This window comes from Allobosea sp. 05T433 (genome assembly GCF_056396065.1).
The window spans coordinates 84,550-110,294 of the sequence record NZ_JBFTKS010000017.1 but is presented as its reverse complement, the minus strand read 5'-3'; the positions used below and the strand labels follow the sequence as shown (position 1 = coordinate 110,294).

Genomic DNA, 25,745 nt, shown 5'->3' with positions numbered 1-25,745 from the left:
TCTCGTGACTGGCCTTTATATCCGGGCTTGCATATGGTCCGGCCGAATTCATCCCATCCCTTCGCGATATGGCATGACCACGGACACGCCTTCGGACGCCTTCTACGACATTCTGCGCGGTGTCGCAGCCCTGACCGGAAACAGGGTCGTGGCCGATCTCGCGCGGCTGATCGGCCAGGGGATGCCGCCGGAACTCTGGATCGCCTTCAACCACAAGCAGATCGCGTCCAAGCGCTGGCTGGTCGATGCGCTGGCCGAGACTTTGCCGCGACCGGAGGGGCCGGTCTGGGTGCTCGGGGCGTGGTATGGCGTGCTCGGCGCTTTGTTGCTGGATGATCCGCGGCTCGACCTCGGCAGGGTGGTCAGCCTCGACCGCGATCCCGCGTGTGCGGAGATCGCCGAACGCCTGAATCGCCGCCATGTCGCGGAAGAGCGCTTCGGCGCTGTCACTGCCGATATGATGCAGCTTGATTTCACGAGGGAGCCCGAGCGGCCCGGCCTGGTGATCAACACGAGCTGCGAGCATCTGGCCGATGTGCCCGGCTGGGTCGCATCGCTGCCGCCCGGTCTGCCGGTGCTGTTGCAGTCGAACGATTATTATCGCGAGCCGGACCACAAAAGCTGCGTCGCCAGTCTTGAAGCGTTCAAGGAGCAGGTCGGACTGTCCGAGATCCATTTTTCCGGCGCGCTGCCGGGCAGGAACTATACGCGCTTCATGCTGATCGGCCGGCGATGAGCGAGGTGAAGGAGCCGCGGATCGCGATTGCGATGAAGGGCTATCCGCGCCTGTCGGAGACGTTCATCGCACAGGAATTGCTGGGCCTGCAGCAGCGCGCACTGCCTTTTTCGATCTGGTCGCTGCGTCAGCCGACGGATGGCGCACGCCACCTCATGCACAAGCAGATCACGGCGCCCGTGACATACCTGCCGGAGTATCTGCACGAGGAGCCGGGGCGTGTGCTGCGCGGCATCGGGCGGGCTCTGTTCCGGCCAGGATTCCTTCGGCTCCTGCCGGTTTTCCTGCGCGATCTTGCCCGCGATCCGACGCGTAACAGGGTGCGCCGCTTCGGCCAGGCCTGCGTGATGGCGCGGGAACTCCCGGGGAGTATCGACCATCTGCACGTTCACTATCTGCATACGCCGGCCTCGGTGATCCGATACGCGGCGCTGCTGCGTGGCTTGAGCTGGTCATTTTCGGCCCATGCCAAGGATATCTGGACGACACCGGACTGGGAGAAGCGCGAAAAGATCGCCGACGCAGCCTGGGGCGTCACCTGCACTCGTGATGGACATGCGGAGCTGACGCGGCTTGCGGATCGCACCGACAAGGTCGCTCTGCTCTATCATGGGCTCGACCTGGCGCGGTTTCCCGCGCCTCCGGTCGCGCGGATCATGCGCGATGGTCGCGACCCTGCCGATCCGGTTCGTTTCATCACCATTGGTCGGGCGGTGGAGAAGAAGGGCTTCGACGATCTGCTCGCAGCTCTGGCGGCGCTGCCGGCAGAGCTTCACTGGCGGCTGACCCATATCGGCGGCGGCGAAAGGCTCGCTGCGCTGAAGGCGTTGTCCGCGAATCTCGGACTGGCGGAGCGGGTCATCTGGTCGGGGCCTAAGGCTCAGCAGGACGTGATTGCGGCCCTGCGCGATGCGGATCTCTTCGTATTGCCCTCGAAGCAGGCGGGCGATGGCGATCGCGATGGCCTGCCCAATGTCGTGATGGAGGCCGCAAGCCAAGCCCTGCCGATCGTTGCGACCGATTTCGCGGGCATTCCCGAATTCGTACGCGAAGGCGTCGAAGGTGTGCTCGTGGCGCCGGGCGATCGGGAGGCACTGGCGCGGCAATTGGCCGATCTCGCGTCGTCCCCGACACGGCGCGTCGCCCTTGGGGAGGCCGCCTTCCAGAGATTGGCGCAGGAGTTTTCGGCAGCGGCGGGACTCGACCGGGTCCAGGCGATGCTGTTGGACGCAGCGAACCGGCGGCGATCATGACGCCCCGCGTCCTGATCGCCGTCACGCACCTCCTCGGCAGCGGCCATCTTGTCAGGGCCGCTCATCTTGCGCGTGCCCTTGGGGCCGCCGGATTCGAAACCGTGCTGGTCAGTGGCGGGGCCGCGCCGCGATCCGTCCCGGACGGTTCGTTCACCTTTGCCCAGTTGCCGCCGGTCAAGGTCGAGGGTGTTGACTTCCGGAACCTGCTCGACCCGGAAGGGAGACCGGTTTCGCAGGACTATCGCGCCTTGCGCCGGAAGACGCTCTGCGATCTCACGGCGCAGCACCGGCCCGATGTCGTCATTACCGAGCATTTTCCGTTCGGACGCCGACAATTGGGCGATGAGTTTCTGGGCCTCATCGGCGTGGCGGCGGCGGCCAATCCACGGGCGCTGGTCCTGTCCTCGGTGCGCGATGTCCTGGTGACGCCGCGCGCCGATCGCATCCGTGAGGCCGAAGCGCGCATCGCGGCACATTTCGACGCGGTCCTCGTCCATGGCGACAGAGCCTTCCTGCCGCTGGAGCGGTCCTGGCCGGTTGCACCAGAGCTGGCGCGAAAGCTGCGCTATACCGGTTACCTGACCGGCCCCGAGGAGTGCGCCGCTCCCTTGGAGCCTGGCGAGATCGTGGTGTCCGGAGGCGGTTCGGCTGCTGGCTTGCCTCTGTTCGAGCTCGCCATCGCGACCGCGACCTTGATGGGCAATCGCAGGCGCTGGCGTATCCTTGGCGGTCAGGGCATCGGCGCAGAGGAATTCGCCGACCTGGAGGGCAAGGCGCCGGCGCATGTCCGCGTCGAACGTGCGAGACCGGATTTCCCCGGGCTGCTTGCAGGCTGTGCGCTTTCGATCAGCCAGGCCGGCTACAACACGGTGCTAGACCTGGTCCGCGCCGGGCGGCCGGCGATCGTGGTGCCCTTCGATGCCGGAAACGAGACCGAGCAGGCGATCCGCGCCGAGGCGATGGAGAATGCAGGCCTCGCACGTTGTCTGCGCCTGACCGGACCTGATTCGCTGACACCGAACAGGTTGGAGAAAGCGGTGACGGAGATGCTGGGGGCAGATGCGCCCCCACCGCTCACGATCGACAGGGCAGGGGCCGAAACCTCCGTCGCGATCATTGCGAAGCTGCTGGCCGAACGCGCCTGAACGCTCGGCATGTCTTTTGCGACATGCCTCCTGCGTATTGCCGTTGCGGCGGTTTGCGAATTGCCGCTCCGACGCTTTCGCACTAATTAGGTTTCGTACGCCTCCCCTTTCGGTCGGCAGTGGGACAACCGGTGGTTCGCCCGGCACTGTTCTGCGCCCGGAGACAAGACAATGACGACGACGATTGCCCAGGGCCTTCCCGATATGAAGCTGTCGGTGCGCCAGACTTTTGGGATCGACTCCGATCTCGAAGTGCCGGCCTACTCGCAGGCCGACGCCCATGTGCCCGATCTCGACGTCGACTACCGATTTGACCGTGACACCACGATCGCGATTCTCGCGGGCTTCGCGCATAATCGACGCGTCATGATCTCGGGCTATCACGGCACAGGCAAATCGACCCATATCGAACAGGTCGCGGCCCGCCTGAACTGGCCTTGCGTGCGCGTCAACCTCGACAGCCACGTCTCGCGCCTCGATCTCGTCGGCAAGGACGCGATCGTGCTGAAGGAAGGCAAGCAGATCACCGAGTTCCAGGACGGCATCCTGCCCTGGGCGCTGCAGAACAACATCGCGCTCGTCTTCGACGAGTACGACGCCGGTCGCCCGGACGTTATGTTCGTGATCCAGCGCGTGCTCGAGCAGTCCGGCAAGCTGACGCTGCTCGATCAGAAGCGCGTCATCCGTCCTCACCCTGCCTTCCGCATGTTCGCCACGGCGAACACGGTCGGCCTCGGCGACACGTCGGGCCTCTATCACGGCACCCAGCAGATCAACCAGGGCCAGATGGACCGCTGGTCGATCGTGACGACGCTGAACTACCTGCCGCACGACAACGAAGTCGCGATCGTGCTCGCCAAGTCGAAGCATTATCAGGCCTCGCCCGAGGGCAAGGACATCGTCAACAAGATGGTCCGCGTCGCCGACCTGACACGCAACGCCTTCATGAACGGCGATCTCTCGACCGTCATGAGCCCGCGCACGGTCATCACCTGGGCCGAGAATGCCGCGATCTTCGGCGATATCGGCTTCGCTTTCCGGGTGACGTTCCTGAACAAGTGCGACGAGATGGAGCGCACGCTCGTGGCGGAGTTCTTCCAGCGCTCCTTCGGCAAGGAATTGCCGGAGAGCGCGGTCAACGTCGTTCTGAGCTGAGGGGAAACGGGTCATGGCGAGCGCGCGCTATCAAGGGAGCTGCCATTGCGGGCGGGTCGGGTTCACGGTCGAGGCAAGCCTCGAGCGGACGATCACCTGCAACTGTTCCTATTGCCAGCGTCGCGGCTCGATCCTGACCTTTTCGCCGGCGACGGCCTTCACCCTTGAAAAGGGGGAGGATGCGCTGACCGAATACCGTTTCCACACGCAGAAGATCCAGCACCTGTTCTGCGAAACCTGCGGCATCGAATCCTTCGCTCGCGGCTCGATGCCGGACGGCACGCCGATGGTCGCGGTGAATGTACGCTGCCTCGAGGGTGTCGAGCCCGCCGAACTCGATTCGACGATGTTCGACGGGCGCTCGCGCTAGCATCAAGTCAAAGGACGGCTCCGCCTTGTCCATCTCCAATCGTAAGCCGGGTCAGCCCAAGGAAGCACCAGCCGAGCCGCTGAAGCGCGCCATTTCCGGTGCGATGAAGGCGATCGCGCGCAAGCCCGAGATGGAAATCGTCTTCGCGGCGGACAAGCCATCGCTCGTTGGCGAACGAGCCCGTCTGCCCGAACCGCCGCGCAAGCTGACGGTCCAGGATGTCGCGATCCTGCGCGGCCACTCGGATTCGATGGCACTCAGGCTCGCCTGCCATGACGCCTCGATCCACCGMCGCGCCGCGCCGGAGGGCGATGCGGCGCGCGCTGTCTTCGACGCCGTCGAGCAGGCCCGGGTCGAATGCGTCGGCTCGCGCCGGATGAGCGGCATGGCCGGCAACATCACCGCCATGCTGGAAGACCGCTATCATCGCGGTGGCCGCTACGAGGAAATCTCCGATCGCGCCGACGCCCCACTGGAAGACGCACTGGCGTTGATGGTGCGTGAGCGCCTGACGGGGCTGAAGCCGCCGCAGGCCGCGACCAAGATCGTCGATCTCTGGCGCGACGTGATCGAGGCGAAGGCCGGTGCCGATCTCGACCGGCTGTCGCAGTCGGTCGAGGATCAGCGCGCCTTTTCGCGGACGGTTCGCGATATGCTGGCTTCACTCGACATGGCCGAGCAGAGTTCGCAGGGCCAGGACGAGGAAGAGGACGAGGACAACCAGGACCAGTCCTCCGAGGATCAGCAGCAGCAGGATGGCGAGGCCGAGCAGGAAAGCGGCGGCGAGCGCTCGGAGGTCGAGGTCAGCGAGGATGCGACCGACGAGTTGCAGGAGGGCGCGTCGGAAGCGACCGACGCTCCGGCCGGCGACTGGGACGAGGAGGACGATTCCTCTGAATCCGAGGAGGCGGGCGAGGCGCCGCGCCCCCGCGAGGGGCGCCAGAACGACCGGCCGCAAACGGACTACAAGCCCTACACCGTCAAGTTCGACGAGACGGTCACGGCCGAGGAGCTCTGCGACGCCGAGGAGTTGACCCGGCTGCGGGCCTATCTCGACAAGCAGCTCGCCCATCTCCAGGGCGTGGTGGCACGGCTTGCCAACCGGTTGCAGCGCCGCCTGATGGCGCAGCAGAACCGGTCCTGGCAGTTCGATCTCGAAGAGGGTTCGCTCGACCCTTCGCGCCTGCCGCGGATCATCATCGACCCGTTCCAGCCGCTCTCCTTCCGGCAGGAATCGGACACGAATTTCCGCGATACGGTCGTGACGCTGCTGATCGACAATTCCGGCTCGATGCGCGGCCGGCCGATCACGGTTGCCGCGACCTGCGCGGACATCCTGGCGCGGACGCTGGAGCGCTGCGGCGTCAAGGTCGAGCTGCTCGGCTTCACCACGCGTGCCTGGAAGGGCGGGCTGTCGCGCGAGGCTTGGCTGCAATCCGGCAAGCCGGCCAATCCGGGCCGGCTGAACGATCTCAGGCACATCATCTACAAGGCGGCGGACGCTCCTTGGCGCCGGGCTCGCAAGAATCTCGGGTTGATGATGCGCGAAGGCCTGCTCAAGGAGAATATTGACGGCGAGGCGCTCGACTGGGCCCATAAGCGGCTGCTCGCGCGGCCCGAGCAGCGCAAGATCCTCATGGTGATCTCCGATGGCGCGCCGGTCGACGATTCGACGCTGTCGGTCAATGCCGGCAACTACCTCGAGCGGCATCTGCGCCATATCATCGCCGAGATCGAGACGCGCTCGCCGGTCGAACTGATCGCCATCGGCATCGGCCATGACGTGACGCGCTACTATCGCCGCGCCGTCACCATCGTCGATGCGGAGGAACTCGGCGGGGTGATGACGGAGAAGCTGGCCGAGCTCTTCGAGGAGGATGGCCCCACCGGCAAGGCTCCGGTTTCTCGTCGCATGCAATGAGGCTGACCAGACGCGGCGTCCTCCAGGGGCTGGGCGCCGCCAGCTTGGGCTTGCCTGCCGCTCAGGCTCAGAGCATCGAGCCGGGCCGCATAAAGCTCACCATCAGCGTGCGCGGCTTCGATGCCTTCGAGCCGCGCAATCCCGGCAAGACACACTTCGGCCAGCTCAGCTTCCGGGGCGGGCTGGTGTTGCGCGGCGACCATCCGCGCTTCGGCGGGTTTTCCGGCCTCTGGCGCTCGCGCAACGGCGTCGATCTGGTTGCGATCACCGATAACGGCTTCTGGTTGACGGCGAAGACTGTCTCCGAGAAGGGGCGGATCGTTCGCTTCGAGCAGGCCGAACTCGCACCGATCCTCGGCGCCTCCGGGCGGCCGCTGCATCGTTCGCGCTATTTCGACACGGAGAGCCTGACGATCGCCGATGGCGTCGCCTATATCGGCGTCGAGCGGACGCATGACGTCCTGCGTTTCGAATGGGCGCGGTATGGAGTCGAAGCGCGTGCCCGCATCGTCCCGGTACCGCGCGAGGTGAAGCGCCTGCCGAGCAATCGCGGGCTGGAGGCGATTGGTGTCGTTCCCGCCGGGCAGCCGCTTGCGGGCGCGCTCGTCGCCATTGCCGAGCGCTCGGGCGGGGAAGACGAACCGACACTCGGCGTGATCATCGGGGGGCGGCAGCCCGGCCTGTTTCAGGTGCGGCGCCATRGCGGCTTCGATATCACCGATCTGGCCTTCCTGCCCGGCGGAGACATGCTTCTGCTGGAGCGCTGGTACAAGCCTCTGCGTGGTGTCGGCATGCGGATTCGCCGCGTTCCCGGCGCAAGCCTCCGGCCGGGTGCGATGCTTGACGGCCCCTCCCTGATCGAGGCCGATCTCGGCCAGGAGATCGACAATATGGAAGGGCTTTGCGTCCATCAGGATCATGGCAGGACGATTCTGACCCTGATCTCGGACGACAACTTCTCTTTCCTGCAGCGCACCGTGCTGCTGGAATTCGAGTTGGGATAAGGGGACGAGCGTGACTTCAAGCTCGCTCTTGCGGCGAGCACAAGTCCTGAATGTGCCGGCGATCAAGCACCGAGAACGGATGATACGGGGCTGGCCACTGCGTCCTATGCAAACGAAAAAAGCGGCCTTGCGGCCGCTTCATTCATTCCGTGAAGGAGCCGCGCGCTCAGTTGGTCGCGAGCTTCTTCTCGATGTCACGCTTCAGCGTGAGTGCGCCGGTCGAGAGGTTGCCTGCCGGCTCCTTGACCAGGAAGGCGTCAAGTCCGCCACGGTGATCGACCGTACGCAGGGCGTTCGCCGAGACACGCAGGCGCACGGAGCGACCGAGCGCGTCCGAACGGAGCGTAACATTGACGAGATTCGGCCGGAAGACGGTCTTCGTCTTGCGGTTCGAGTGGCTGACGAGGTGCCCGGTGAGGGTGGCTTTCCCGGTCAGTTCGCAACGGCGAGCCATGATATCGTTCCCTTGGAACCGGTTGTCTCAAACAAAAATGCCGACACGCGACGTGCCGGCCCACGAGCACCGGAAGTCAAATTGAAGTCGCGGGTCTATAGCCAAGGCCGGCTGCTGCGTCAAGGACCGCGACTGATTCCATAGCACGATCGGGGCGGCCGCAGCGTGGCGGCATTGCCACTCGCCAAATTCGGTAAAAGGGGTCACGATTCGGACCGATTCGCAGTGCATGCCGGTGCGAAGCATGCCGTCCGGAGGAGTTGGATGAAGCCCGCCATCGCGTCGTCCCTGGCCGGACTTGGTCTCGCTGCGCTGGCCCTGGCCTCCGGCTTTGGAGCGTCGTCGGCCGCGGCGACCTCGTTGGAGGCCAAATATGATGTCTCCCTGCTCGGCCTGACGCTCGGCACCGCCCATCTCAGCGGCGGCATCGACGGCAGCAGCTACAAGCTCGATATCGTCGCCAAGATGACGGGCCTGGTCGGCAGCTTCACGGGCGGACGCGGCTCAGGTGCCGCAACCGGCAATCTTCATGGCGGGCGCCTGTCGCCTGCGACCTTCGCGGTTTCGTCGGCGAACTCAAGCGAGAGCCGCACTGTGCGCATGGCGCTCGACGGCGGCACGGTGCAGGCCGTGGATATTGCGCCGCCGATCGACGACAAGCCCGATCGCGTGCCGCTCAACGAGAGCCACAAGCGCAATGTGGTCGATCCGATCAGCGCCTTCCTGATGCCCGTGGAGGGCAAGGGCGGGAATGGTGCCGCCTGCAACCGGACGCTGCCAATCTTCGACGGCGCTGCGCGCTATGACATCAAGCTGAGCTATTCCGGTTCGCGGCAGGTGAAGCTCGAAGGCTATAGCGGCCCGGTCACGATCTGCCAGGCGCGGTATGTGCCGATCGCAGGGCATCGCGCCCTGCGGCCGAGCACCAAGTTCATGACCGAGAATCGCGAGATCAACACCTGGCTCGCCCCCGTCAACGGCACCAATGTGATGGTGCCGATCCGCATCTCGGTGAAGACCATGATCGGGACGGCGGTCATCGAGGCCTCGAGCTTCAGGGTCGATCCGACCACCACCACGGCCGCGCGGCAGAACTAAGCCGCAGCGCGTTCACTCGCTTTCGTCGTTGCAGTAATCTCACCCAGCCAGTCACGGAGCGCCGTCCCGATTGCACCGGGGTGATCCTCCTGCAGGTAATGCGCGCCGGGGCCGAGATTGATCAGGCGGCAATCATGCAGTCCCGCCGCGAACCTATCCGCCTCGGCCGGAGAGATCAGCGCCCCGGGATCGCCGCAGAACAACAGCTTCGGATAGGTGGACGCACGTAATGCTGCGTGGTCGCGCTCGCTGATGGCATGGACATCGGCCGGGGCGCCCGCAATGGGGAGCTCGTTGGGCAGTCGGAGGATCGGCCTGCGCGATTCGGGCGTTGGAAACGGCGCTCGATAGGCATCCAGCTCTTCATCGCTCAAGGCCCGCAGGACGGCAGCGGGCAGGACCCTCTCGATAAAGACATTGTCCTCGAGAATCAGCTTCTCGCCCTGTCCCGGCGTCCGGAACGCCCTGAACAGCTCACGCGCCTGCGGCCGCTGATGGAATGCATCCCAGCTTGCAAAGGGCTGGATGAATTCCATGAAGGCCAGGCCGATCATGTCGCTGGGGTTACAGGAGGCATGGTGGAAGGCGAGTGCCGTGCCCCAGTCCTGGGCGACGATGACCATCCGTCCGAGGCCCAGTTCAGCGATGAAGGCGTCGAGATAGCGGACCTGGTCGGTGAAGCGATAGGCGATGTCCGGCTTGCCGGACTGACCGTAGCCGATCAGGTCGGGGGCAATGCAGTGCGCCAGCGGCGCGACGTGCGGAATGATATGGCGCCAGATATAGGAGGAGGTCGGGTTGCCGTGCAGGAAGAGTACGGTCGGCCCCGCAGAGCCGGCCTCGACATAGGACATGGTCGAGCCGAGGACGGGAATCTCCCGGCGCAGCCATTCGGATGCGAATCCAGGTGACTGGGTCATGGCGATGCCCTTCTTCCAAACAGCGTTGCGAAAAGGATGGCCTTGAAGCGTTCGAGCGGAACCGGGCTGCGATCGACCTTCATGCGCAGGATCGCGCCCTGCCAGGCGGTGAGCAGGAAATCAGCGAGGTCGTCGGCGCTGAAATCCGTCGCGATCTCGCCAGTGGCCTGGCCTTCGGCGATGCATGCCGCAAAGGGCTCTCGCCAAAGGACGAAGATCTCCGAGAGTCGCTGCCGCAACCGTTCGCTATTGGGAGAGGTCTCGACGCTGAAATTGCCGATCATGCATCCGCGCGACCAATCGGCGGTTTCGAGCTTGGTCGTGATCGCGTCCAGATAGCGCCGCAACCGCGCGGCTGCGGGCAGGGAGCGGTCGGCCAGGGCTTCATCGACGAGGCCGCCGACATAGGCGAAATAGCGATCGAGCACTTCCTCGGCGAATTCCTCCTTCGATCCGAAATGATTGGTGAATGAGCCAGGGCTCGCTCCGGCTGCAGCGACGATCTCGCGTATGCCGGTGGCGGAATAGCCGCTCTTCCAGAGGAGATCGCGGCCAGCGGCGAGGAGATTTTCACGAAGGGATGGCTTGCTCATGAAGGTAGAATACGTACGTACGTATTATTGTCAACACTCCGGGAAACGCCCGATCGCCAAGGTGTCGGACGGGAGGCGGGTCTCGTCCGAACGGCCCGCTGAGGCGATGGCTCAGGCTGGTTCCACGCCGTTGCGCACGCAGAAATCACACGGCGGCCCCTCGTTTCGCCGTGAGCACGACATAAATAGCGCGGAGGACTGTCGGCGCCCGGCCGTTTACGCTGGTCGCGAAAATGAGTGGATCAAGCTCGTGTCACGATTCCAGATATAGTGGTACTTGCGGCCGTCTCCGCGATATCTGGCCGTGAACGAATCCCGATTCTGCCGGAGTCAGCGATTCGGGCTTGCTTCGTTCAGGACTCGTTCCGCAGCTTAATTTCGGCGCTCCAGCTTGTGCCAAGGTAGGACGCTTTCCCCAGCGTCTGCTGCCGGCAAGGGCCCAAAGGAAACGATCGGTCGCGTCTTGATTTCAGCACGCTCTCTTCCGCCCTCGGTTCGTGCGCAGGGTGTCACAGCAGTTCTCGGGCCCACCAATACCGGCAAGACGCATCTGGCGATCGAGCGGATGGTGGCGCACCCGACCGGAATGATCGGCCTGCCGCTGCGCCTGCTGGCGCGCGAGGTCTATGGCCGCGTGGTCGAGAAGGTCGGCCCCGAGGCGGTGGCGCTGGTCACCGGCGAGGAAAAGATCAAGCCGCAGCGGCCCCGCTTCTGGGTCTGCACCGTCGAGGCCATGCCGCGCGATCTCGCCGTCGATTTCGTCGCGATTGACGAGATTCAGCTCGCCGCCGACCTCGACCGCGGTCACGTCTTCACCGACCGCCTGCTGAACCGGCGCGGTCGGGCCGAGACGATGCTGATCGGCGCGGGCACCATGAAGCCGCTGATCGAGCAGCTCATTCCCGGGGTGAACGTCGTCACGCGTCCACGCCTGTCGCAGCTCACATTTGCCGGCGACAAGAAGATCACCCGCCTGCCACGACGCAGCGCGATCGTCGCCTTCTCCGTCGAGGAGGTTTATGCGATCGCTGAACTGATCCGTCGGCAGAAGGGGGGAGCCGCCGTCGTGCTCGGCGCGCTCTCGCCGCGCACGCGCAACGCCCAGGTCGAGATCTACCAGTCGGGCGATGTCGACTATCTCGTCGCGACGGACGCCATCGGCATGGGGCTCAATCTCGATGTCGATCACATCGCCTTCGCGTCGGACCGGAAATTCGACGGCCATCATTTCCGCAAGCTGAACCCCGCGGAGTTCGGCCAGGTCGCCGGGCGCGCCGGCCGCCATCTGCGCGACGGCACCTTTGGCACGAGCGGGCGTTGCCCGCCCTTCGACGCCGAATTGGTCGAGGCGATCGAGAATCATCGTTTTGAATCGGTGCGGCAGCTGCAATGGCGCAATTCCGATCTCGATCTGCGCTCCGTCGACGGGCTGATCGCCAGCCTGAACGTCCAGCCAACCGAGCAGGGGCTGACCCGTGCGCTGATCGCAGAGGACATGACGACGCTGGAGGTTCTGGCCCGCGATGCCGATGTCAGGCCGCTGGCGCAGGGCCGTGCAGCAGTCGAGCGGCTCTGGGAGGTGTGTGGCCTGCCTGATTATCGCAAGATCGCGCCGATGCAGCACGCTGATCTCGCCACCACGCTGTATCTGCGCCTGATGCGCCACGGACGGCTCGATCCGGACTGGTATCGCGCCCAACTCGATGCGCTTGACCGGACCGATGGCGAGATCGACACGCTGTCTGCCCGCATTGCGCAGGTCCGAACTTGGACCTATGTCGCAAACCGTCCTGACTGGTTACCTGATCCAGAGCATTGGCAGGGGGTGGCGCGTCTTGTAGAGGACAAGCTGTCGGACGCTTTGCACGAGCGGCTAGCCAGCCGTTTCGTCGATCGGCGCACGAGCGTGCTGATGCGTCGTTTGCGGGAGAATGCAATGTTGGAGGCTGAGGTCACCACGACGGGCGATGTGCTCGTCGAGGGACAGCATGTCGGGATGCTTCAGGGATTTCGCTTCACGGCGGATCCCAAGGCTGGCGGGCCCGAGGCGAAAGCCTTGAACATGGCCGCGATGAAGGCGCTTGCCAGCGAGATCGAAGCGCGCGCCGCGCGTGTCGTGCTCGCGGCTGATGATGCCTTCGTGCTTTCGCATGACGGGCTGGTGCGCTGGATCGGTGAGCCGGTCGCGCGGCTTGTCGCCGGCGACAAGGTTCTGGAGCCGCGCCTGCGCCTGCTGGTCGAGGAGCACCTGACCGGACCGGCGCGCGAGCAGGTCGACGCGCGCCTCACTCTCTGGCTCAAGAATCACATCGCCCGTCTGCTTGGTGCGTTGCAGCTGCTCGAGAATGCCGAGAATGTCACCGGTATCGCGCGCGGCATCGCCTATCAGGCCGGGGAGTCGCTGGGCGTGCTGGAGCGCGCCAAGGTCGGCGAGGAGATGAAGACGCTGGATCAGGAGGGCCGCGCAGCACTCCGTCAGCTCGGCATCCGCTTCGGAGCCTTTCATCTTTACGTCCCGGCCCTGCTGAAGCCGGCACCACGTGCGCTGGCTGCCCAGCTCTGGGCGCTGAAGCATGGCGGGCCCGATACGTCGGGCCTCGACGATATTGCCCATCTAGCAGCCTCGGGTCGGACATCCTTTGCCGTCGACAAGGCGGTGCCGAAGGGTCTTTACCGTGCTGCCGGCTATCGCGTCTGCGGCGAGCGCGCCGTGCGTGTCGATATCCTCGAGCGGCTTGCTGACCTGATCCGGCCGGCTATCGCCTATCGCCCGGGCCTGACCCAGGGCCAGCCGCCCACCGGCGCGGCCGATCAGGACGGTTTTGTCGTCACCGGTGCCATGACCTCGCTGGTCGGTTGTGCGGGCGAGGATTTCGCCTCGATCCTGCGCTCCCTCGGCTATGTCTCGGCCAAGCGTCCGGGACCGGCGATTACCGTGCCGCTGGCGCAGCCACCGGTCGCGGCTACCGCTCCGGTTGCCGACGCGCCGACCGCGGAAACTACGGACGTCCCGGCTGGGCACGAGGCCGATCCGGCGGTGGTGGCCGATGAGGCCGGCGCCGGTATTGTCGACGAGCCTCTGGCCGCTACTGACATCGAGACCGCCGAGGCTGCCTCTTCGGAGGCTGCCGCGCCTGAAACGGCCGACGCCCCGACCGCGGCGGAGACTGAGCTCGAGCAAGCCGCACATCCGGTGCCAGCCGATGCCATGTCTGCTCTGCCGGCGCCTGCCGACGAGACAGCTGTCTCCGAGACGCTTGCCGCGGGAGCTCTTGCCCCTGAGGCAGCAGTTGATGTCGTTGCTGCGACCGAGGTGCAGGAAATCGAGGTCTGGCGGCCGCATCGTCACCAGGGTGGGCGCAGGCCGGAGCATGCCGGGCGCGGTCGCCGCGACGGCGCTCAGGGCGAGCGTCAGCCTGGCGCAGGGCGTGGTGAACGTCCGAACCGTGACGGCCGGCCCGACGAGCGTCGCCGCCAGGGCGATCGTGGCCGTCCGGCTGCCGCCAATGCGTCTCAAGGTGATGCTCCCCGACAGGATGCGCAGCCGCGCGAGGGTGATCAGAAGCGCAGCGGCCGGCCGCAGCGCAATGGCCGCCCCGAGCAGGGGCGTGGCCCGCGGCCGGACTTCAAGCGCGATGGACGCCCAGGTGGCCCACGCCGCGAGGAGCGCGGCAACGAGCGTTTCCAGCAGGCGTCAAAGCCGCGTCCGGCCGAGCGCGAGCCTGATCCGGATTCGCCCTTTGCGAAGCTTGCGGCTCTCAAGGCCCAGCTCGAGGGCGGCGGGCGCAAGACCTGACATGGGGCTCAACTGACCTGGGGCTGAGCGGAAAGGCTGTCCTTGCGGGAAGATCGCCAGCGTCTCGACAAGTGGCTCTGGTTCGCGCGTTTCGCCAAGACGCGCTCGGTCGCTGTGCGTCTGGTGGATGACGGCCATGTCCGCGTGAATGGTCGGCGTGCAGGGAATGCAGCGCTTGGGCTCAAGCTCGGCGACGTGCTGACACTGGCGCTGGTGCATGAGACCATAGTGGTGCGCCTGCTCGCCCTGGGCAGCAGGCGCGGTCCCTATGAGGAGGCGCAACTGCTCTATGAGCGCTTGGGGGAGAGCACGCKCGGCGATGCGCCGCTTGCGGAGGACGATCCGAGCGGATAGAGCGCGGGAGCGGTTCGATAGGCCTGCCTGGGCAGGCTTGGGTGCTTCAGGAGGAGTTTCCTTCCGGAGCTGGCCGGAAGAGATTTTTCTTTCTGCCGCAGCCCGGATATCGACCTTGAAATACCCGCCTTCCGGGTCTTTATGATCCGGCAGGATGGACCGGGAAGGACTGGCGACATGACCTATGTGGTCACCGAAAACTGCATCAAGTGCAAGTACATGGACTGCGTCGAGGTCTGTCCCGTCGACTGTTTCTACGAAGGCGAGAACATGCTCGTCATCCATCCCGACGAGTGCATCGATTGCGGTGTCTGCGAGCCCGAATGCCCGGCCGAGGCGATCAAGCCCGATACCGAACCCGGCCTTGAGAGCTGGTTGCAGCTCAACTCGAAATATGCGTCGAGCTGGCCGAACCTGACCCAGAAGAAGGACCCGCCGGCCGACGCCAAGGACTTTGATGGCGTGGCTGGAAAGCTCGAAGAACATTTCTCGCCGAACCCCGGCGAAGGCGACTGAATTTCACCCAAGGGGAAGAGGCTGAGCGATGAGCACACCGGCGCTGCGACATGCAGTTCCGGTGTTAATCGGCGTTTACCTTTGATTCGGCGTGTTTTTTGTGATACACCTGTTCGTGCAGTCGAATTGGTTCCGCCTGCCCCTGCGAGGATTCATAAACGGGGCACCCCCATAGATACGGGATGACCAGGGCTTCCGGCAGAAGGCCGGAGCGTGGTGATTTTCGTGTTCGGTGGTCAAGTAGCAATCGGCTGAGGGAGCGTGAGGCTGCGGGTCCGTGACCGCTCGGTCGGGATTGCAACGCATCAGGCAGAGTGTCTCCGGTCATTCCGGCCGGGGACGTGTCATCGTGGGCCGTGTCAAGCGGTCCCGTCAGGAGTCGTAACGGCATGTCCACTGCGAAGAAAGCTGTTGTGCGCCAGGGTTTCAAGACGGGCGAGTTCGTCGTCTACCCGTCCCATGGCGTCGGCCAGATCACGGCGATCGAAGAGCAGGAGGTTGCCGGCTTCAAGCTTGAACTCTTCGTCGTCAGCTTTGCCAAGGACAAGATGACGCTGCGTGTTCCCACCGCCAAGGCTGTGAGCGTCGGCCTGCGCAAGCTTGCCGATACCGATATCGTCAGCAAGGCGCTGACGACGTTGACCGGCCGGGCCCGGATCAAGCGCACCATGTGGTCGCGCCGCGCCCAGGAATATGAAGCGAAGATCAATTCGGGCGATCTTGTCGCCATCGCGGAGGTCGTCCGCGATCTCTACCGCTCCGAGGCGCAGCCCGAGCAGTCCTATTCCGAGCGTCAGCTCTACGAGGCTGCGGTTGACCGCATGACCCGTGAGATCGCGGTCGTCGACGACGTGACCGAGACCGAAGCGCTGAAGAAGATCGAGGGCCAGCTCGCCAAGTCGCCGCGTCGTGCGGCCAAGGGCACCGAGGTCGACCCGGCTGATGCCGATCTCGAAAGCGACAATGACGATCTGCAGGAAGAAGCCGCCTGAGGCGATTCCTCCGGCATGATGCCAATCAACCCGGCGGGCAACCGCCGGGTTTTTTCTTGGCCAGACGGCTCCGGTTTTTGCGCGGGAGAAGGGCGACTAAGCGCTCCCAGGCTGGCTTGGCGGCCCTGAGCGTCTTCTCGTGATCCGGCAGCTGCTGGACGGGCCGCCCATCGCGCGCGGTCCGGTGGATCAGCAGGCGGACCTTGATCTGCGTGACCCCACGGGACCTGGGCCAGATCGGGCGAGCGCCCATGGAGAACCTTGCGGCCAGTCAGTTCGGAAGCGGCGCCGGCAAGGTTGTTGCCGGTGCAGGGGGCGCCTGCAGAAGCCGATCACGCCGGTTCCGTCGGTGGCGCCTGATGCTGTAGCAAGGAAAGCCAGGGCTGCCCGCGCGGGCAGCCCCTATTCGGCGATGATCTTGTAGCGCTGGCCGGGCGTCAGCTTGCTGTTACGATCGAGCCCGTTCAGCAGCAGGAAGAGGTCGAACGCGCGCTCATGTGTCGCCATGCGGGCGGCCAGCGTTGCAGGCGTGTCGCCTTCGGAGGCGCTGACGATCCGCAATTGCAGAGGCTTCGTGGCCTGTGCTTCCGCTGCAGTCAGGACCCGGAAGCTGCTGAGCACGGCGCGCATCGGGCGCTCCGGATCGCTGCTGCCGCGGGCCGCCAGGATGAAGCGATAGACGCGATTGCCTGCCTGGATGGCGGCGAGCCTGAAGGTCCAGTCGGTCCCCTTGCCGCTGGCCAGGACGGCGGACTGGCCCTCAAGGTCGAGCTTTTCGACGGGGCCGGTCTCGACCCCGTCGATCCAGCCGGAGGCGACATAGGATTCGAGGGTCTGGCCGGGCTTGAGCGTGACCGAATCAAAACGCAGCGCCTGGGCACCGTTGCCGCTGACACCGATGACCATGTCGCGCGCCGCCTCGAGGTCGAACCCGTCGGGGGCATCGAAGGTGATGCGCAAGGTGCTGTTGAGATAGCGCCGGCCTCGTACCACGCCATCGCTCGGGTCGTCGCCATAGGCGATGCCGTCGATCGCAGCGAGCCAGCGGGCCGCATCGCGCTCGCCAAGCCCGGGTGCACCGATCTGGCGGGCGGACGCCGTGACGGCGGCGACGCGCTCCGGGGTCGAGGGATGGCTGGAGAGAATATCGAGCCGCTTCTCGCTGCCGCTCTGGCCCTGGCCGCTGTTGCGGAAGCTGGTATTGCGGCCGAGCGCGCCCAGGAAGCGGCCCGCTCCATAGGGGTCGTAGCCGGCGCGCGCGATGTTGCGGACGCTGATCTGGTCGGCAATCAGCTCCTGCTGTCGCGAGAAGCGGGCGAGCGAGATCTTGGAGCCGGCCTGAACGGAGGCGCCAGCAGCCGGATCGTTGAGCACCTGTGTGACGACTTGCGTGACAAGCGCAGACTCAGCTTCGGCCTCAGCCCGCTCGACGGCGTGATGGGCGGTTACGTGAGCGATCTCGTGGGCGAGCACCGAAGCGATCTCGCTGGTGTCGTTGGCGAGCGCCAGCAGCCCGCGCGTGACGTAGAGCCGGCCATTCGGCAGGGCAAACGCGTTCACCGCCGGCGAGTTCAGGATGGTGATCTCGTAGCTGCCGATCTGCCCTTCGCCAGCCTTGACCAGCCGCGCCACGACTTCGTTGAGCTGGGCCCGAGCGTTTGGCGCGCGGTACTCGCCGCCGAAAGCGGCCAGCAGCCGCAAATGCTCGCGGTCCGACGCGCGCTGGAACGTGCTCAGCCGCGGGGCAAGCTCGCCATCGGCCGGTTGGGGGGGCAGGACGCTCTGGTCGCCGAAGCAGCCGGAAAGCAGCAGGGCGGGAAGGAGCAGGGCGCCTAGTCGCGCCATGGGGCGTGACACAGTCTGTCGGCGAAAGGCCAGCATGGTTCTAATCGATCAGTTCCAGGGCTGCGCGGGAGGGGAGTTCAAGCGACAATCCATCCGGCCCGCTCAGTACGCCGCGCGCCCACACGCGTTTACCCGTCAGTGTCCTGGCGGTCCAGCCGACCTCCCGCATCTCCCGCCAGAGCCTCCTCGACACGACGACCGACGCACCGGCTCCCCGCCGGCGCGAAAAATTCAGATAGGAACGCTGCGGTCGCTCGCCGATCGATGCGATCCGCCCCTCCAGCACGATGACGCGACCGGCGTGCACCTTCAACGCGGCAATATCGTGACCATCGACGAGATTGGCTGGTTTTGGGCCAGTTTGTCGCGCGGATGGGGTGGCATTCGGGGCAGATGCCCGCAAGAGCGCGTCGCAGGGGCTGCTGACGGAATCGGGTAGATGCCAGGCTGCGCCGCTTCGGATGAGGGCGACCGACAGGTCCAGCGGTGCGGTGGCCTGGGTATCCGGATCGGCCAGCAGGCGCGCCGCGATGCGGCCCCAGCGATCGGGCTCGGCCAGGATGACGATCCGGAGATCGCGGCCTTGCCACGCTGCCAGGGCCGCGACGAAACGCGCGATCTCCGCGTCGTCCTGCCGAGGGGCCAGTCCGACGAGGCGTATCCGCCGGCCATCGTCGAGCAGCAGATCGCCGCTGGTGTCGGTGCCAGCCAAACGAACCGTCGGCGTCTCGGCGGCCGCGGCCGGACAGGAATCGTTCGCCAGCGCCTTGCCCGACGCGGCAATGAGACTCAGCATGACTGCAACAAGAGGCTTCACCCGCATGCGCTTTATGCTAAACGCATTCACGTGCGTCCCGGTAGCTCAGCAGGATAGAGCAACGGTTTCCTAAACCGTAGGTCAGGGGTTCGAATCCCTTCCGGGACGCCAGTTCTCCCACAGCAATCTGAGACTGGACGGGGTGACCCGTCTGGCTGGGCTTCTGACCATAGGTTAGCCTTGGCTCAGGCGCCGTTGCTGGCTTGTGCAGCCCTCGCGACTGTTGCCCGATAGCGGCCGGCCGCCGCGCAACTCCCACCCCACAGGTTCACGATGCCCAAACGTACGATCTCTTCCGACCGTGTCTTCAAGGGAAGGCTCCCTTTCGCCCAGGCGACGGTCGCCGGGGACTTCATGTTCGTCTGCTGCGTCGGGATGGACAGGGAGGGCAAGTATGCCGTCGGCGACGCACGGCGTCAGACGCAGCAATGCATCGACAACATCCGCGCTCTCCTGGGGGAGGCGGGCGGCAGCCTGAAGGATGTCGTCAAGTGCACAGTCTATGTCACCGACCGTGCCTATTGGGAGCCGATGAACGAGGTCTATTTCGCCAATTTCGCCGAGGATTCGCCGCATCGCGTGTCCTGCATCGTCAATGGCCTCGGCTCGCCCGACTGTCTCGTCGAGATCGACGCGACCGCCTATCTCGGTGAAATGAAGTAGACCTCGCGATCGCGCAGCGGGCGGTCGCGCGCTGCGCACATCCTGAGGCCGGATACTGGACCGGTCTGACCGCTCGGCCTGATCGCAGCTCGCGCCGTTGCCTGCATAGGATCAGCTCTTGCCCAGTCGAGGCCTGGACGTGCGGGGTCGCGAGAGTGCCTTGCACGTGATTGGCCCGCGCGCATGGATTGTGCGTCGGGCGTTGCTTACCCCTTTGCAGTCCGTGACGAGTCTTGCGCCGGCTCGCCCATAAGATGCGGAGCGCAACGCAGAATGCGGACCAGTCTGCCGTGGAGTTGCGCTCCGAGGCGGGGCTTGGCATGCGCGACGCTCTATGCCGTCACAGTTCAAACAACCAGGAAGATACAGAGCCATGTCGATCGAACGTATAGGCCTGACGGAACGGTGGTGCGACGCCGCCATTTTCAACGGCATTGTCTTCCTCGCCGGCCATGTCGCGGAGAAGACCGAAGGGGAGACGCTGACGCGGCAGACCGAGGAGGTGTTGGCCTTGCTCGAGGAAACGCTCGAAGCCGCCGGTAGTGCGAAGGACCGGATTCTGAGCGTTCAGATCTTCCTGACCGATATTGCTGGGATCGCCGAGATGAACGCCGTCTGGGACAAATGGGTCGCCCGCGGCAGCGCGCCGGCGCGCGCAACGGTGGAAGCGAAGCTCGCTTCGCCGGGATATGCGATCGAGATCACCGCTGTGGCCGCGAAGAAGGCCCCCTGAATTCCGGGGGCCGCGCGGCACATCGGCAATCTGACCTATCGTCAGCCTGTCATTAAGCATGGCGGTTGAATCTCGACGAGGCGGACGTGATTTCCACCGCGGTTTAGGGATTTGACCGCCATAGCAGGACGCGCCGAGGCCGTTCCTGTTCGCCTCGCACGGGAAGCCATGACGATCTTTGTTCGATCGCCTGGCGGCCCTGAAAGGTGGACAAGGGCTTTGACATGTCTGTTCGCGCGATGATCCGAGCGATGCGACCGCATCATTGGCTCAAGAACGGGCTCGTCTTCGTCCCCATCCTGCTGAACCATGACGTGTTCGATCTCGCTGCGCTCGGCCACGGGGCGATTGCGTTCGTCGCGTTCAGCCTGCTCGCCTCGGCGATCTATCTCCTCAACGATATTGTCGATGTCGAGGCCGATCGGCGGCACCCGACCAAGTGCAAGCGCCCTCTGGCTGCCGGCGAGATCACCGCGAAGCAGGCTTATGCTGCGGTGCCACTGCTGATGATCGCGGCCTTCGCTTCGTCAGTGTTCGTGCCTGAGCCGGGTACGTTCCTGCTGGCGCTGACCGCCTATCTCGTCCTGGCGCTGCTCTATCTGTTCGTTCTCAAGCGCAAGCTGCTGGTCGACGTGCTCGGGCTTGCAGCTCTGCATACCCTGCGCATCCTGGCCGGCAACGCCGCGGCGGCGATTCCGGTCTCGTCCTGGCTGCTCGCCTTCTCGATGTTCCTGTTCTTCAGCCTTGCGCTGGTCAAGCGCTATGCGGAGCTGCGAATCACGCAGGACCAGTCCGGGCTGAAGAAGGCCGGCCGCGGCTATCAGGCCGAGGATATCGAGGCCCTGTCGCAGCTCGGCATGGCCTCGGGCTGCACCTGCGCGCTGATCATGGCGCTCTATGTCGATAGTGCGGCCGTGAAGCAGCTTTATCGTCACCCCGAGATCATCTGGCTGGTTTGCCCCGTCATCCTCTATCAGATGGCGCGGATCTGGTTTCTCGCCCGTCGTGGTCAGATGCCGGATGATCCGCTGGTCTTCATGATCCGCGACTGGCGCAGCCAGGTGACGGGTGGGTTGGTGCTGCTGATCATGGTCGCCGCGACGGTCCTGCCGTGAACGGACGAGCGCCCGAATATCGGTCCTGGGGCGGCCTCATCGCCCGGAATACGCAGATCATCATGCCGGACGCCTGGAGTGCCGAGCCTGCGCGCTACCCTTCGACCGTGCTCGCCTATGGCAATGGCCGTTCCTACGGCGATTCCTGCCTCAATGATGGCGGCGGGCTGATCGCGGCGCGTCGCCTCGATCAGATCCTGGCCTTCGATCGCGAAAGCGGACTGATCACCTGCGAAGCCGGAGTGTTGCTGGACACCATCCTGGAGCATGTGGTTGCGCTGGGCTGGTTTCTGCCGGTCACGCCGGGCACCGCCTTCGTCACCGTTGGCGGGGCGCTCGCCAACGACGTGCACGGCAAGAACCACCATCGCGCCGGCACGTTCGGGCGGCATGTGCGTGCCTTCGAGCTGGCGCGTTCGGACGGGGCCCGGCTCACCTGCGCGCCTGACATGAACAGAGAGCTCTTCGCCGCCACGATCGGCGGCTATGGGCTGACCGGGTTGATCACCCAGGTGACATTGCAGCTGATGCCGATCCCATCCGCCGAGATGCGTCAGGAGGCGATCCATTTCCCGAGCCTCGGGCGCTTCTTCGAGGTCGCGGCGGAATCCGATGCAACCCATGACTACACCGTGGCCTGGATCGACTCGCTTGCTGGCGGGACTAGCTTCGGACGCGGCGTTTTTTTCCGTGCCAATCATGCTCCGGCGTCGGAATTGCCGCAGTCGCGCGCAGCGCGCCCGCTGCCATTCCCGATCAATCCTCCCTTTCCGCTGATCAACCGCCTGACGCTGCGTGCCTTCAACATGCTCTACCGGGCCGCGCAGCCGCGTTCGCCGGAGCCGAGGCGCATTCCCTATCGGCCGTTCTTCTACCCGCTCGACCGGGTGAGTAACTGGAACCGCGCCTATGGCCCGCGGGGCTTGCGCCAGTTCCAATGCGCGGTGCCGATGGCGCAGGCGCATAGGGCGGTCGAGGAGATGCTGAGGCGCACGCTCGCGGCTGGCGAGGCATCCTTTCTGACGGTGCTGAAGCTGTTTGGGGACGTGCCGTCGCCAGGCATCATGTCGTTTCCGGTTGTGGGCGCGACGCTGACGCTCGATTTCCCGCATCGCGGCGAGCGGACGCTCAAGCTGCTGGACGAGCTTGATCGCGTGGCAATCGCGGCGGGCGGCCGGGTGAACCCTTACAAGGATGCCCGCATGTCGCCTGCGACCTTCGAGGCATCCTTCCCGCAGTGGCGGGATTTTGCCCGGCATGTCGATCCGGGCTTCTCATCCGGCTTCTGGCGCCGCGTGACTGCGGGCTAACGTCGTTCAGGCGGTTGCCCGGGTGACGGCTTCAAGCCGATAGCCTTCCGGATCGATGACGAAGGCGGCGTAATAGTCAGGTGCATAGCGCGGTCGCAACCCGGGGGCGCCGTTGTCCCGTCCGCCTGCCGCAAGCGCGGCCCGATGGAAATCGTCGGCAGCCTGACGCGTCCCCGCCGCGAAAGCGAGGTGGAACCCCGGCCCCGGCGGAGTGACCGGGCCAGCCTGCAGCTTCAGCGCCAGGAGATCGCCGCCATTCGGCGGCCCGTAGCCTGCTCCATCGGCAACCGTCCAGACCCGCACGAGGCCGAGCGGCGCCAGTGCAGCATCATAGAAGGCAATCGCCCGTGGGAGATCGGACACGCCGAAGGAGAGATGGCTCAACATGGCTCACCGGATTGATGCTGCGGAAGGGAGAGTTCTGCACGAGCGGCCACGGATTTCTGTCAGCAGGCGCTGCGACGCAAAAGGGCCGGCGCATGCCGACCCTGGGGAAGCTGCCTGGGCAGGGAGCTCAGTTCTTCGCGGTCGCAACCTTGCGCAGATAATCGGTGACGATCCGCGTGATGCCGCGCGAGAGCAGGTCGTCGAGTGCCTCGATGAACTGGTCGCATTGCTCGCGCGTCACGATCAGCGGCGGTTCGAGGCGGATGACGTTGCGGTTGTATTCGGTGAAGGCGACGAGCACGTCGTAATCCTTCAGGAGCAGCGCGCCGACAAAGCCGCAGAGCGAACCCTTCAGCTTGTCGTCGAGCAGCGCGACCATGTGCTTGACGCCGAAAGGCATGGCCTCGCTGATGTCCTGGAACTCGACGCCGATCATCAGGCCACGGCCGCGGATCTCCTTGAGCAGCGTCGGGTGCTTGGCGCGAAGGGTGTTCAGCCTCTCGATCAGGTAGTCGCCCTGGCGCTTGGCGTTGCCCATGAGGTCTTCCTCATAGAGCACGTTGAGGGCCTCGATCGCGCTGACGCAGGCCTCGCCCATGCCCCCAAAGGTGGCCTGGGCATGGATCAATGCGGTTTTCGGCTTGCCATAGGCCTTCATGTAGAGTTCGCGCCGGGCGATCATCGCACCCATCGCAGCCTTGGAGCCGCCGAGAGCCTTGGCGAGTGCGGTGACGTCGGGCACGACGCCGTCACGCTCGAAGGCGAAGAACTGGCCGGTGCGGCCGAGCCCGCACTGCACTTCGTCGGCAATCCAGAGGACGCCGTGCTTGTCGCAGAGCGCGCGCAAGTCGCGCCAGAAGCCTTCGGGGGCTTCGACGATGCCGCCGCCACCCTGGATCGTCTCCATCACGACGATGCCGATCGCCGGATCGGATTCGAGCGCTAGGCGCACGGCCTCGATATTGCCGAACGGCACCTTGACCCGGTTTTCGACGAGCTTGAACTGGGACTGGTAGAGCGTCGAATCCGTGACCGAGAGCACGCCCTTGGTCTTGCCGTGGAACGAATTCGCGGCATGCAGGATCTTCGACTTGCCCGGGCCCTGAACCTGCTCGGCGACCTTCAGCGCAGCTTCCATGGCTTCCGAGCCGGTCGAGCCGAGAAAGACCATGTCGAGATCGCCGGGCGAGATCGTGGCGAGATTCCGGGCCAGGGCGGCCGCATATTGCGACATGAACGCCATGCAGATCTCGTGGCGGTTCTCGTCCTGGAACTTCTGCCGGGCGGCGATGATGCGCGGGTGGTTATGGCCGAAGGCGACCGAGCAGAACCCGCCGAAGAAATCGAGGATCTTGCGTCCGTCCCGGGTGATGTAATGCATGCCCTCGGCACGATCGACGATGATCTTGTCGAAGCCGAGCAGCTTGAGGAAATGCAGCTGTCCGGGGTTGATGTGGTTGGCAAAGAGCTCCTTCACCTGTGCGGCGTCGAGCTGTTTGGCCTCCTCGACGCTGATCAGCTTCGGGCGGGCTGGGGAATCGTCGTTCCTGAAAGCTGGCATGCTCATGCGGCCTTGCTCCTCTGCTCGCCCTTGCTCTTGCGATATTCGGTATAGGCGGCGAGCAGCATGTCCTCGTCGCGGTATTTCGGGGTCCAGCCGAGCTCGCGCTTGGCCTTGCTGGTGTCGAGAATGCAGATCTCGTCGGCGATCATGTACTGTTCCGGGTCCATGATCGGCAGATTGATCGCGTCAAGCGTGTTCAAGGCGAACTTGACCAATGGTGCAGGCGTCGGCAGCAGGATCGATTTCGAGCCGGCATGCCTGATCAGGTCGCCCAGCAGCTTCTTCACCGGCGGCGGATCGTCCGAGCCGAGATTATAGGCGCTGTTGGGGAAGTCGGCCTTCCAGGCTGCGGTGCAGGCGCTGGCGCAGTCGAACACCGAGATGAACTGGTAGGGATTGCCGCCGCCGCCGATCATCGGCACCGGCAGGTTCATGTCGATCAGGCGGAAGAGCTTGACGAGGATGCCGAGGCGGCCCGGGCCGATGATCAGGCGCGGCCGGAAGATCGGGATCCGAAAACCCTTGTCGCGATAGGTCTGCGCCAGGGTCTCGGTGGCGAGCTTGCTCTCGCCATATTCGCCGAGGGGTCTTGCCGGATGGGTCTCGTCCTGCGGCACGGTGATGGAGTGGCCGTAGATCATGTCCGTGGTGAAGTGGACGAGCTTGTTGGCGCCGCGCTTCTCCATCCAGTTCAGGATGTTGGCGGTGCCGTGATAGTTCACCGGCCAGAAGAAATCGTGGCGTTCCCGACGGGTCACGATCGGCGAGAGCATCTTGGCCGAGAGATTGTAGACGAGATCATCCTGGCCGAGCGGGATGCTCTCCACGCTCTCGGCTCTGGTTACGTCGATCGTCTGGAAGGGGACCGCCGCGTAATGGGCGTGAGCGCTCTTCTGGATATCCGCGACCAGCACCTCCTCGCCCATGGCGGCGAGGTCCGCCGCGAGATGCGAGCCGACGAAGCCGTCTCCGCCGATAATGATGTGTTTCATGCTGAGTTTGCC

24 protein-coding genes and 1 tRNA gene are annotated in these 25,745 nt (G+C 65.0%); 17 read left to right on the top strand and 8 right to left on the bottom strand.

The window, feature by feature from the left end; genetic code table 11:
• The first annotated feature begins 73 nt into the window (after positions 1-73).
• The 7 genes from AC1DGP_RS22290 to AC1DGP_RS22260 all read left to right on the top strand — a co-directional run bounded on the left by AC1DGP_RS22290 (position 74) and on the right by AC1DGP_RS22260 (position 7,584).
• Positions 74-736: a class I SAM-dependent methyltransferase gene (locus AC1DGP_RS22290; RefSeq protein ID WP_441493206.1), complete on the top strand. Its 663-nt coding sequence runs from the start codon at positions 74-76 to the stop codon at positions 734-736.
• A complete protein-coding gene (locus tag AC1DGP_RS22285; RefSeq protein WP_441505682.1) occupies positions 733-1,989 on the top strand; it encodes a glycosyltransferase in 1,257 nt (418 codons plus the stop codon). The genes AC1DGP_RS22290 and AC1DGP_RS22285 overlap by 4 nt, the downstream gene beginning before the upstream one ends.
• Complete coding sequence (locus AC1DGP_RS22280) at positions 1,986-3,134, top strand: glycosyltransferase family protein (RefSeq protein ID WP_441505681.1); 1,149 nt, start codon at positions 1,986-1,988, stop codon at positions 3,132-3,134. The genes AC1DGP_RS22285 and AC1DGP_RS22280 overlap by 4 nt, the downstream gene beginning before the upstream one ends.
• A 171-nt stretch (positions 3,135-3,305) precedes the next feature.
• Positions 3,306-4,289 (top strand): cobaltochelatase subunit CobS, encoded by a 984-nt coding sequence (gene cobS / locus AC1DGP_RS22275; RefSeq protein WP_069878864.1) that lies wholly within the window; start codon positions 3,306-3,308, stop codon positions 4,287-4,289.
• Positions 4,290-4,302: 13 nt separating this feature from the next.
• Positions 4,303-4,659, top strand: coding sequence for a GFA family protein (locus AC1DGP_RS22270; protein WP_441505680.1), 357 nt, complete (start codon positions 4,303-4,305; stop codon positions 4,657-4,659).
• A 25-nt stretch (positions 4,660-4,684) separates the two neighbouring features.
• Positions 4,685-6,580 carry a cobaltochelatase subunit CobT gene (gene cobT / locus AC1DGP_RS22265; RefSeq protein ID WP_441493210.1) on the top strand — a complete coding sequence of 632 codons (1,896 nt, stop codon included), beginning with the start codon at positions 4,685-4,687 and terminating at the stop codon, positions 6,578-6,580.
• Positions 6,577-7,584, top strand: a complete 1,008-nt coding sequence (locus tag AC1DGP_RS22260) for an esterase-like activity of phytase family protein (protein ID WP_476832534.1) — start codon at positions 6,577-6,579, stop codon at positions 7,582-7,584. The genes cobT and AC1DGP_RS22260 overlap by 4 nt, the downstream gene beginning before the upstream one ends.
• A 166-nt stretch (positions 7,585-7,750) precedes the next feature.
• On the opposite strand, the gene rpmB is transcribed toward AC1DGP_RS22260, so the two are convergent.
• Positions 7,751-8,038 carry a 50S ribosomal protein L28 gene (gene rpmB, locus AC1DGP_RS22255; RefSeq protein WP_113516050.1) on the bottom strand — a complete coding sequence of 96 codons (288 nt, stop codon included), beginning with the start codon at positions 8,036-8,038 and terminating at the stop codon, positions 7,751-7,753.
• 264 nt (positions 8,039-8,302) lie between these two features.
• Between rpmB and AC1DGP_RS22250 the strand changes: the two genes are divergently transcribed.
• Positions 8,303-9,136, top strand: coding sequence for a DUF3108 domain-containing protein (locus AC1DGP_RS22250; protein WP_441505678.1), 834 nt, complete (start codon positions 8,303-8,305; stop codon positions 9,134-9,136).
• Here AC1DGP_RS22250 and AC1DGP_RS22245 read toward each other — a convergent pair.
• Both AC1DGP_RS22245 and AC1DGP_RS22240 read right to left on the bottom strand, forming a co-directional pair.
• Positions 9,133-10,056, bottom strand: coding sequence for a haloalkane dehalogenase (locus AC1DGP_RS22245; protein WP_441505677.1), 924 nt, complete (start codon positions 10,054-10,056; stop codon positions 9,133-9,135). The two genes, AC1DGP_RS22250 and AC1DGP_RS22245, sit on opposite strands and share 4 nt — an antisense overlap.
• Entirely contained in the window at positions 10,053-10,649 is a 597-nt protein-coding gene (locus AC1DGP_RS22240) for a TetR/AcrR family transcriptional regulator (RefSeq protein ID WP_441505676.1), read from the bottom strand. The genes AC1DGP_RS22245 and AC1DGP_RS22240 overlap by 4 nt, the downstream gene beginning before the upstream one ends.
• Before the next feature lie 466 nt (positions 10,650-11,115).
• On the opposite strand from AC1DGP_RS22240, the gene AC1DGP_RS22235 reads away from it, so the two are divergent.
• The 4 genes from AC1DGP_RS22235 to AC1DGP_RS22220 all read left to right on the top strand — a co-directional run bounded on the left by AC1DGP_RS22235 (position 11,116) and on the right by AC1DGP_RS22220 (position 16,307).
• Positions 11,116-14,445: a helicase-related protein gene (locus AC1DGP_RS22235; RefSeq protein ID WP_441505813.1), complete on the top strand. Its 3,330-nt coding sequence runs from the start codon at positions 11,116-11,118 to the stop codon at positions 14,443-14,445.
• Between the two features lie 42 nt (positions 14,446-14,487).
• Positions 14,488-14,799 carry an RNA-binding S4 domain-containing protein gene (locus AC1DGP_RS22230; protein ID WP_476832533.1) on the top strand — a complete coding sequence of 104 codons (312 nt, stop codon included), beginning with the start codon at positions 14,488-14,490 and terminating at the stop codon, positions 14,797-14,799.
• Between the two features lie 177 nt (positions 14,800-14,976).
• Positions 14,977-15,315 (top strand): ferredoxin FdxA, encoded by a 339-nt coding sequence (fdxA, locus tag AC1DGP_RS22225; RefSeq protein WP_069878872.1) that lies wholly within the window; start codon positions 14,977-14,979, stop codon positions 15,313-15,315.
• 389 nt (positions 15,316-15,704) lie between these two features.
• A complete protein-coding gene (locus AC1DGP_RS22220) occupies positions 15,705-16,307 on the top strand; it encodes a CarD family transcriptional regulator (RefSeq protein WP_069878873.1) in 603 nt (200 codons plus the stop codon).
• A gap of 402 nt (positions 16,308-16,709) precedes the next feature.
• Here AC1DGP_RS22220 and AC1DGP_RS22215 read toward each other — a convergent pair whose 3' ends face one another.
• Positions 16,710-18,152 carry a M48 family metalloprotease gene (locus AC1DGP_RS22215; RefSeq protein WP_476832532.1) on the bottom strand — a complete coding sequence of 481 codons (1,443 nt, stop codon included), beginning with the start codon at positions 18,150-18,152 and terminating at the stop codon, positions 16,710-16,712.
• Between the two features lie 40 nt (positions 18,153-18,192).
• The gene (locus AC1DGP_RS22210; RefSeq protein ID WP_441505674.1) at positions 18,193-18,975 is read right to left on the bottom strand and encodes a hypothetical protein; all 783 of its coding nucleotides are present in this window, start codon (positions 18,973-18,975) and stop codon (positions 18,193-18,195) included.
• Positions 18,976-19,003: 28 nt separating this feature from the next.
• Between AC1DGP_RS22210 and AC1DGP_RS22205 the strand changes: the two genes are divergently transcribed.
• The 5 genes from AC1DGP_RS22205 to AC1DGP_RS22185 all read left to right on the top strand — a co-directional run bounded on the left by AC1DGP_RS22205 (position 19,004) and on the right by AC1DGP_RS22185 (position 22,790).
• Positions 19,004-19,080, top strand: a tRNA-Arg gene (locus tag AC1DGP_RS22205).
• Positions 19,081-19,242: 162 nt separating this feature from the next.
• Positions 19,243-19,632 carry a RidA family protein gene (locus tag AC1DGP_RS22200; RefSeq protein ID WP_441505658.1) on the top strand — a complete coding sequence of 130 codons (390 nt, stop codon included), beginning with the start codon at positions 19,243-19,245 and terminating at the stop codon, positions 19,630-19,632.
• Between the two features lie 373 nt (positions 19,633-20,005).
• The gene (locus AC1DGP_RS22195) at positions 20,006-20,365 is read left to right on the top strand and encodes a RidA family protein (RefSeq protein WP_441505657.1); all 360 of its coding nucleotides are present in this window, start codon (positions 20,006-20,008) and stop codon (positions 20,363-20,365) included.
• A gap of 224 nt (positions 20,366-20,589) precedes the next feature.
• Entirely contained in the window at positions 20,590-21,480 is an 891-nt protein-coding gene (locus tag AC1DGP_RS22190) for a UbiA family prenyltransferase (protein WP_441505656.1), read from the top strand.
• On the top strand, positions 21,477-22,790 hold the full coding sequence (locus AC1DGP_RS22185) for an FAD-binding oxidoreductase (protein WP_441505655.1): 1,314 nt from the start codon (positions 21,477-21,479) through the stop codon (positions 22,788-22,790). The genes AC1DGP_RS22190 and AC1DGP_RS22185 overlap by 4 nt, the downstream gene beginning before the upstream one ends.
• Before the next feature lie 6 nt (positions 22,791-22,796).
• Here AC1DGP_RS22185 and AC1DGP_RS22180 read toward each other — a convergent pair whose 3' ends face one another.
• The 3 genes from AC1DGP_RS22180 to AC1DGP_RS22170 form a co-directional block, all read right to left on the bottom strand.
• Positions 22,797-23,177, bottom strand: a complete 381-nt coding sequence (locus AC1DGP_RS22180) for a VOC family protein (protein WP_441505654.1) — start codon at positions 23,175-23,177, stop codon at positions 22,797-22,799.
• Positions 23,178-23,304: 127 nt separating this feature from the next.
• A complete protein-coding gene (locus tag AC1DGP_RS22175) occupies positions 23,305-24,744 on the bottom strand; it encodes an aspartate aminotransferase family protein (protein ID WP_441505653.1) in 1,440 nt (479 codons plus the stop codon).
• Positions 24,741-25,733 carry an NAD-dependent epimerase/dehydratase family protein gene (locus tag AC1DGP_RS22170; RefSeq protein WP_441505652.1) on the bottom strand — a complete coding sequence of 331 codons (993 nt, stop codon included), beginning with the start codon at positions 25,731-25,733 and terminating at the stop codon, positions 24,741-24,743. Before AC1DGP_RS22170 ends, AC1DGP_RS22175 begins: the two co-directional genes overlap by 4 nt.
• Positions 25,734-25,745: the final 12 nt, after the last annotated feature.

What these genes read in the sequence shown, in the direction of transcription:
- AC1DGP_RS22290 (WP_441493206.1), top strand. Translation starts at nt 74, where the DNA reads ATGACCACGGACACGCCTTCGGACGCCTTCTACGACATTCTGCGCGGT.
- AC1DGP_RS22285 (WP_441505682.1), top strand. Translation starts at nt 733, where the DNA reads ATGAGCGAGGTGAAGGAGCCGCGGATCGCGATTGCGATGAAGGGCTAT.
- AC1DGP_RS22280 (WP_441505681.1), top strand. Translation starts at nt 1,986, where the DNA reads ATGACGCCCCGCGTCCTGATCGCCGTCACGCACCTCCTCGGCAGCGGC.
- cobS (WP_069878864.1), top strand. Translation starts at nt 3,306, where the DNA reads ATGACGACGACGATTGCCCAGGGCCTTCCCGATATGAAGCTGTCGGTG.
- AC1DGP_RS22270 (WP_441505680.1), top strand. Translation starts at nt 4,303, where the DNA reads ATGGCGAGCGCGCGCTATCAAGGGAGCTGCCATTGCGGGCGGGTCGGG.
- rpmB (WP_113516050.1), bottom strand. Translation starts at nt 8,038, where the DNA reads ATGGCTCGCCGTTGCGAACTGACCGGGAAAGCCACCCTCACCGGGCAC.
- AC1DGP_RS22250 (WP_441505678.1), top strand. Translation starts at nt 8,303, where the DNA reads ATGAAGCCCGCCATCGCGTCGTCCCTGGCCGGACTTGGTCTCGCTGCG.
- AC1DGP_RS22245 (WP_441505677.1), bottom strand. Translation starts at nt 10,056, where the DNA reads ATGACCCAGTCACCTGGATTCGCATCCGAATGGCTGCGCCGGGAGATT.
- AC1DGP_RS22240 (WP_441505676.1), bottom strand. Translation starts at nt 10,649, where the DNA reads ATGAGCAAGCCATCCCTTCGTGAAAATCTCCTCGCCGCTGGCCGCGAT.
- fdxA (WP_069878872.1), top strand. Translation starts at nt 14,977, where the DNA reads ATGACCTATGTGGTCACCGAAAACTGCATCAAGTGCAAGTACATGGAC.
- AC1DGP_RS22220 (WP_069878873.1), top strand. Translation starts at nt 15,705, where the DNA reads ATGTCCACTGCGAAGAAAGCTGTTGTGCGCCAGGGTTTCAAGACGGGC.
- AC1DGP_RS22215 (WP_476832532.1), bottom strand. Translation starts at nt 18,152, where the DNA reads ATGGCGCGACTAGGCGCCCTGCTCCTTCCCGCCCTGCTGCTTTCCGGC.
- AC1DGP_RS22210 (WP_441505674.1), bottom strand. Translation starts at nt 18,975, where the DNA reads ATGCGGGTGAAGCCTCTTGTTGCAGTCATGCTGAGTCTCATTGCCGCG.
- AC1DGP_RS22200 (WP_441505658.1), top strand. Translation starts at nt 19,243, where the DNA reads ATGCCCAAACGTACGATCTCTTCCGACCGTGTCTTCAAGGGAAGGCTC.
- AC1DGP_RS22195 (WP_441505657.1), top strand. Translation starts at nt 20,006, where the DNA reads ATGTCGATCGAACGTATAGGCCTGACGGAACGGTGGTGCGACGCCGCC.
- AC1DGP_RS22190 (WP_441505656.1), top strand. Translation starts at nt 20,590, where the DNA reads ATGTCTGTTCGCGCGATGATCCGAGCGATGCGACCGCATCATTGGCTC.
- AC1DGP_RS22180 (WP_441505654.1), bottom strand. Translation starts at nt 23,177, where the DNA reads ATGTTGAGCCATCTCTCCTTCGGCGTGTCCGATCTCCCACGGGCGATT.
- AC1DGP_RS22175 (WP_441505653.1), bottom strand. Translation starts at nt 24,744, where the DNA reads ATGAGCATGCCAGCTTTCAGGAACGACGATTCCCCAGCCCGCCCGAAG.
- AC1DGP_RS22170 (WP_441505652.1), bottom strand. Translation starts at nt 25,733, where the DNA reads ATGAAACACATCATTATCGGCGGAGACGGCTTCGTCGGCTCGCATCTC.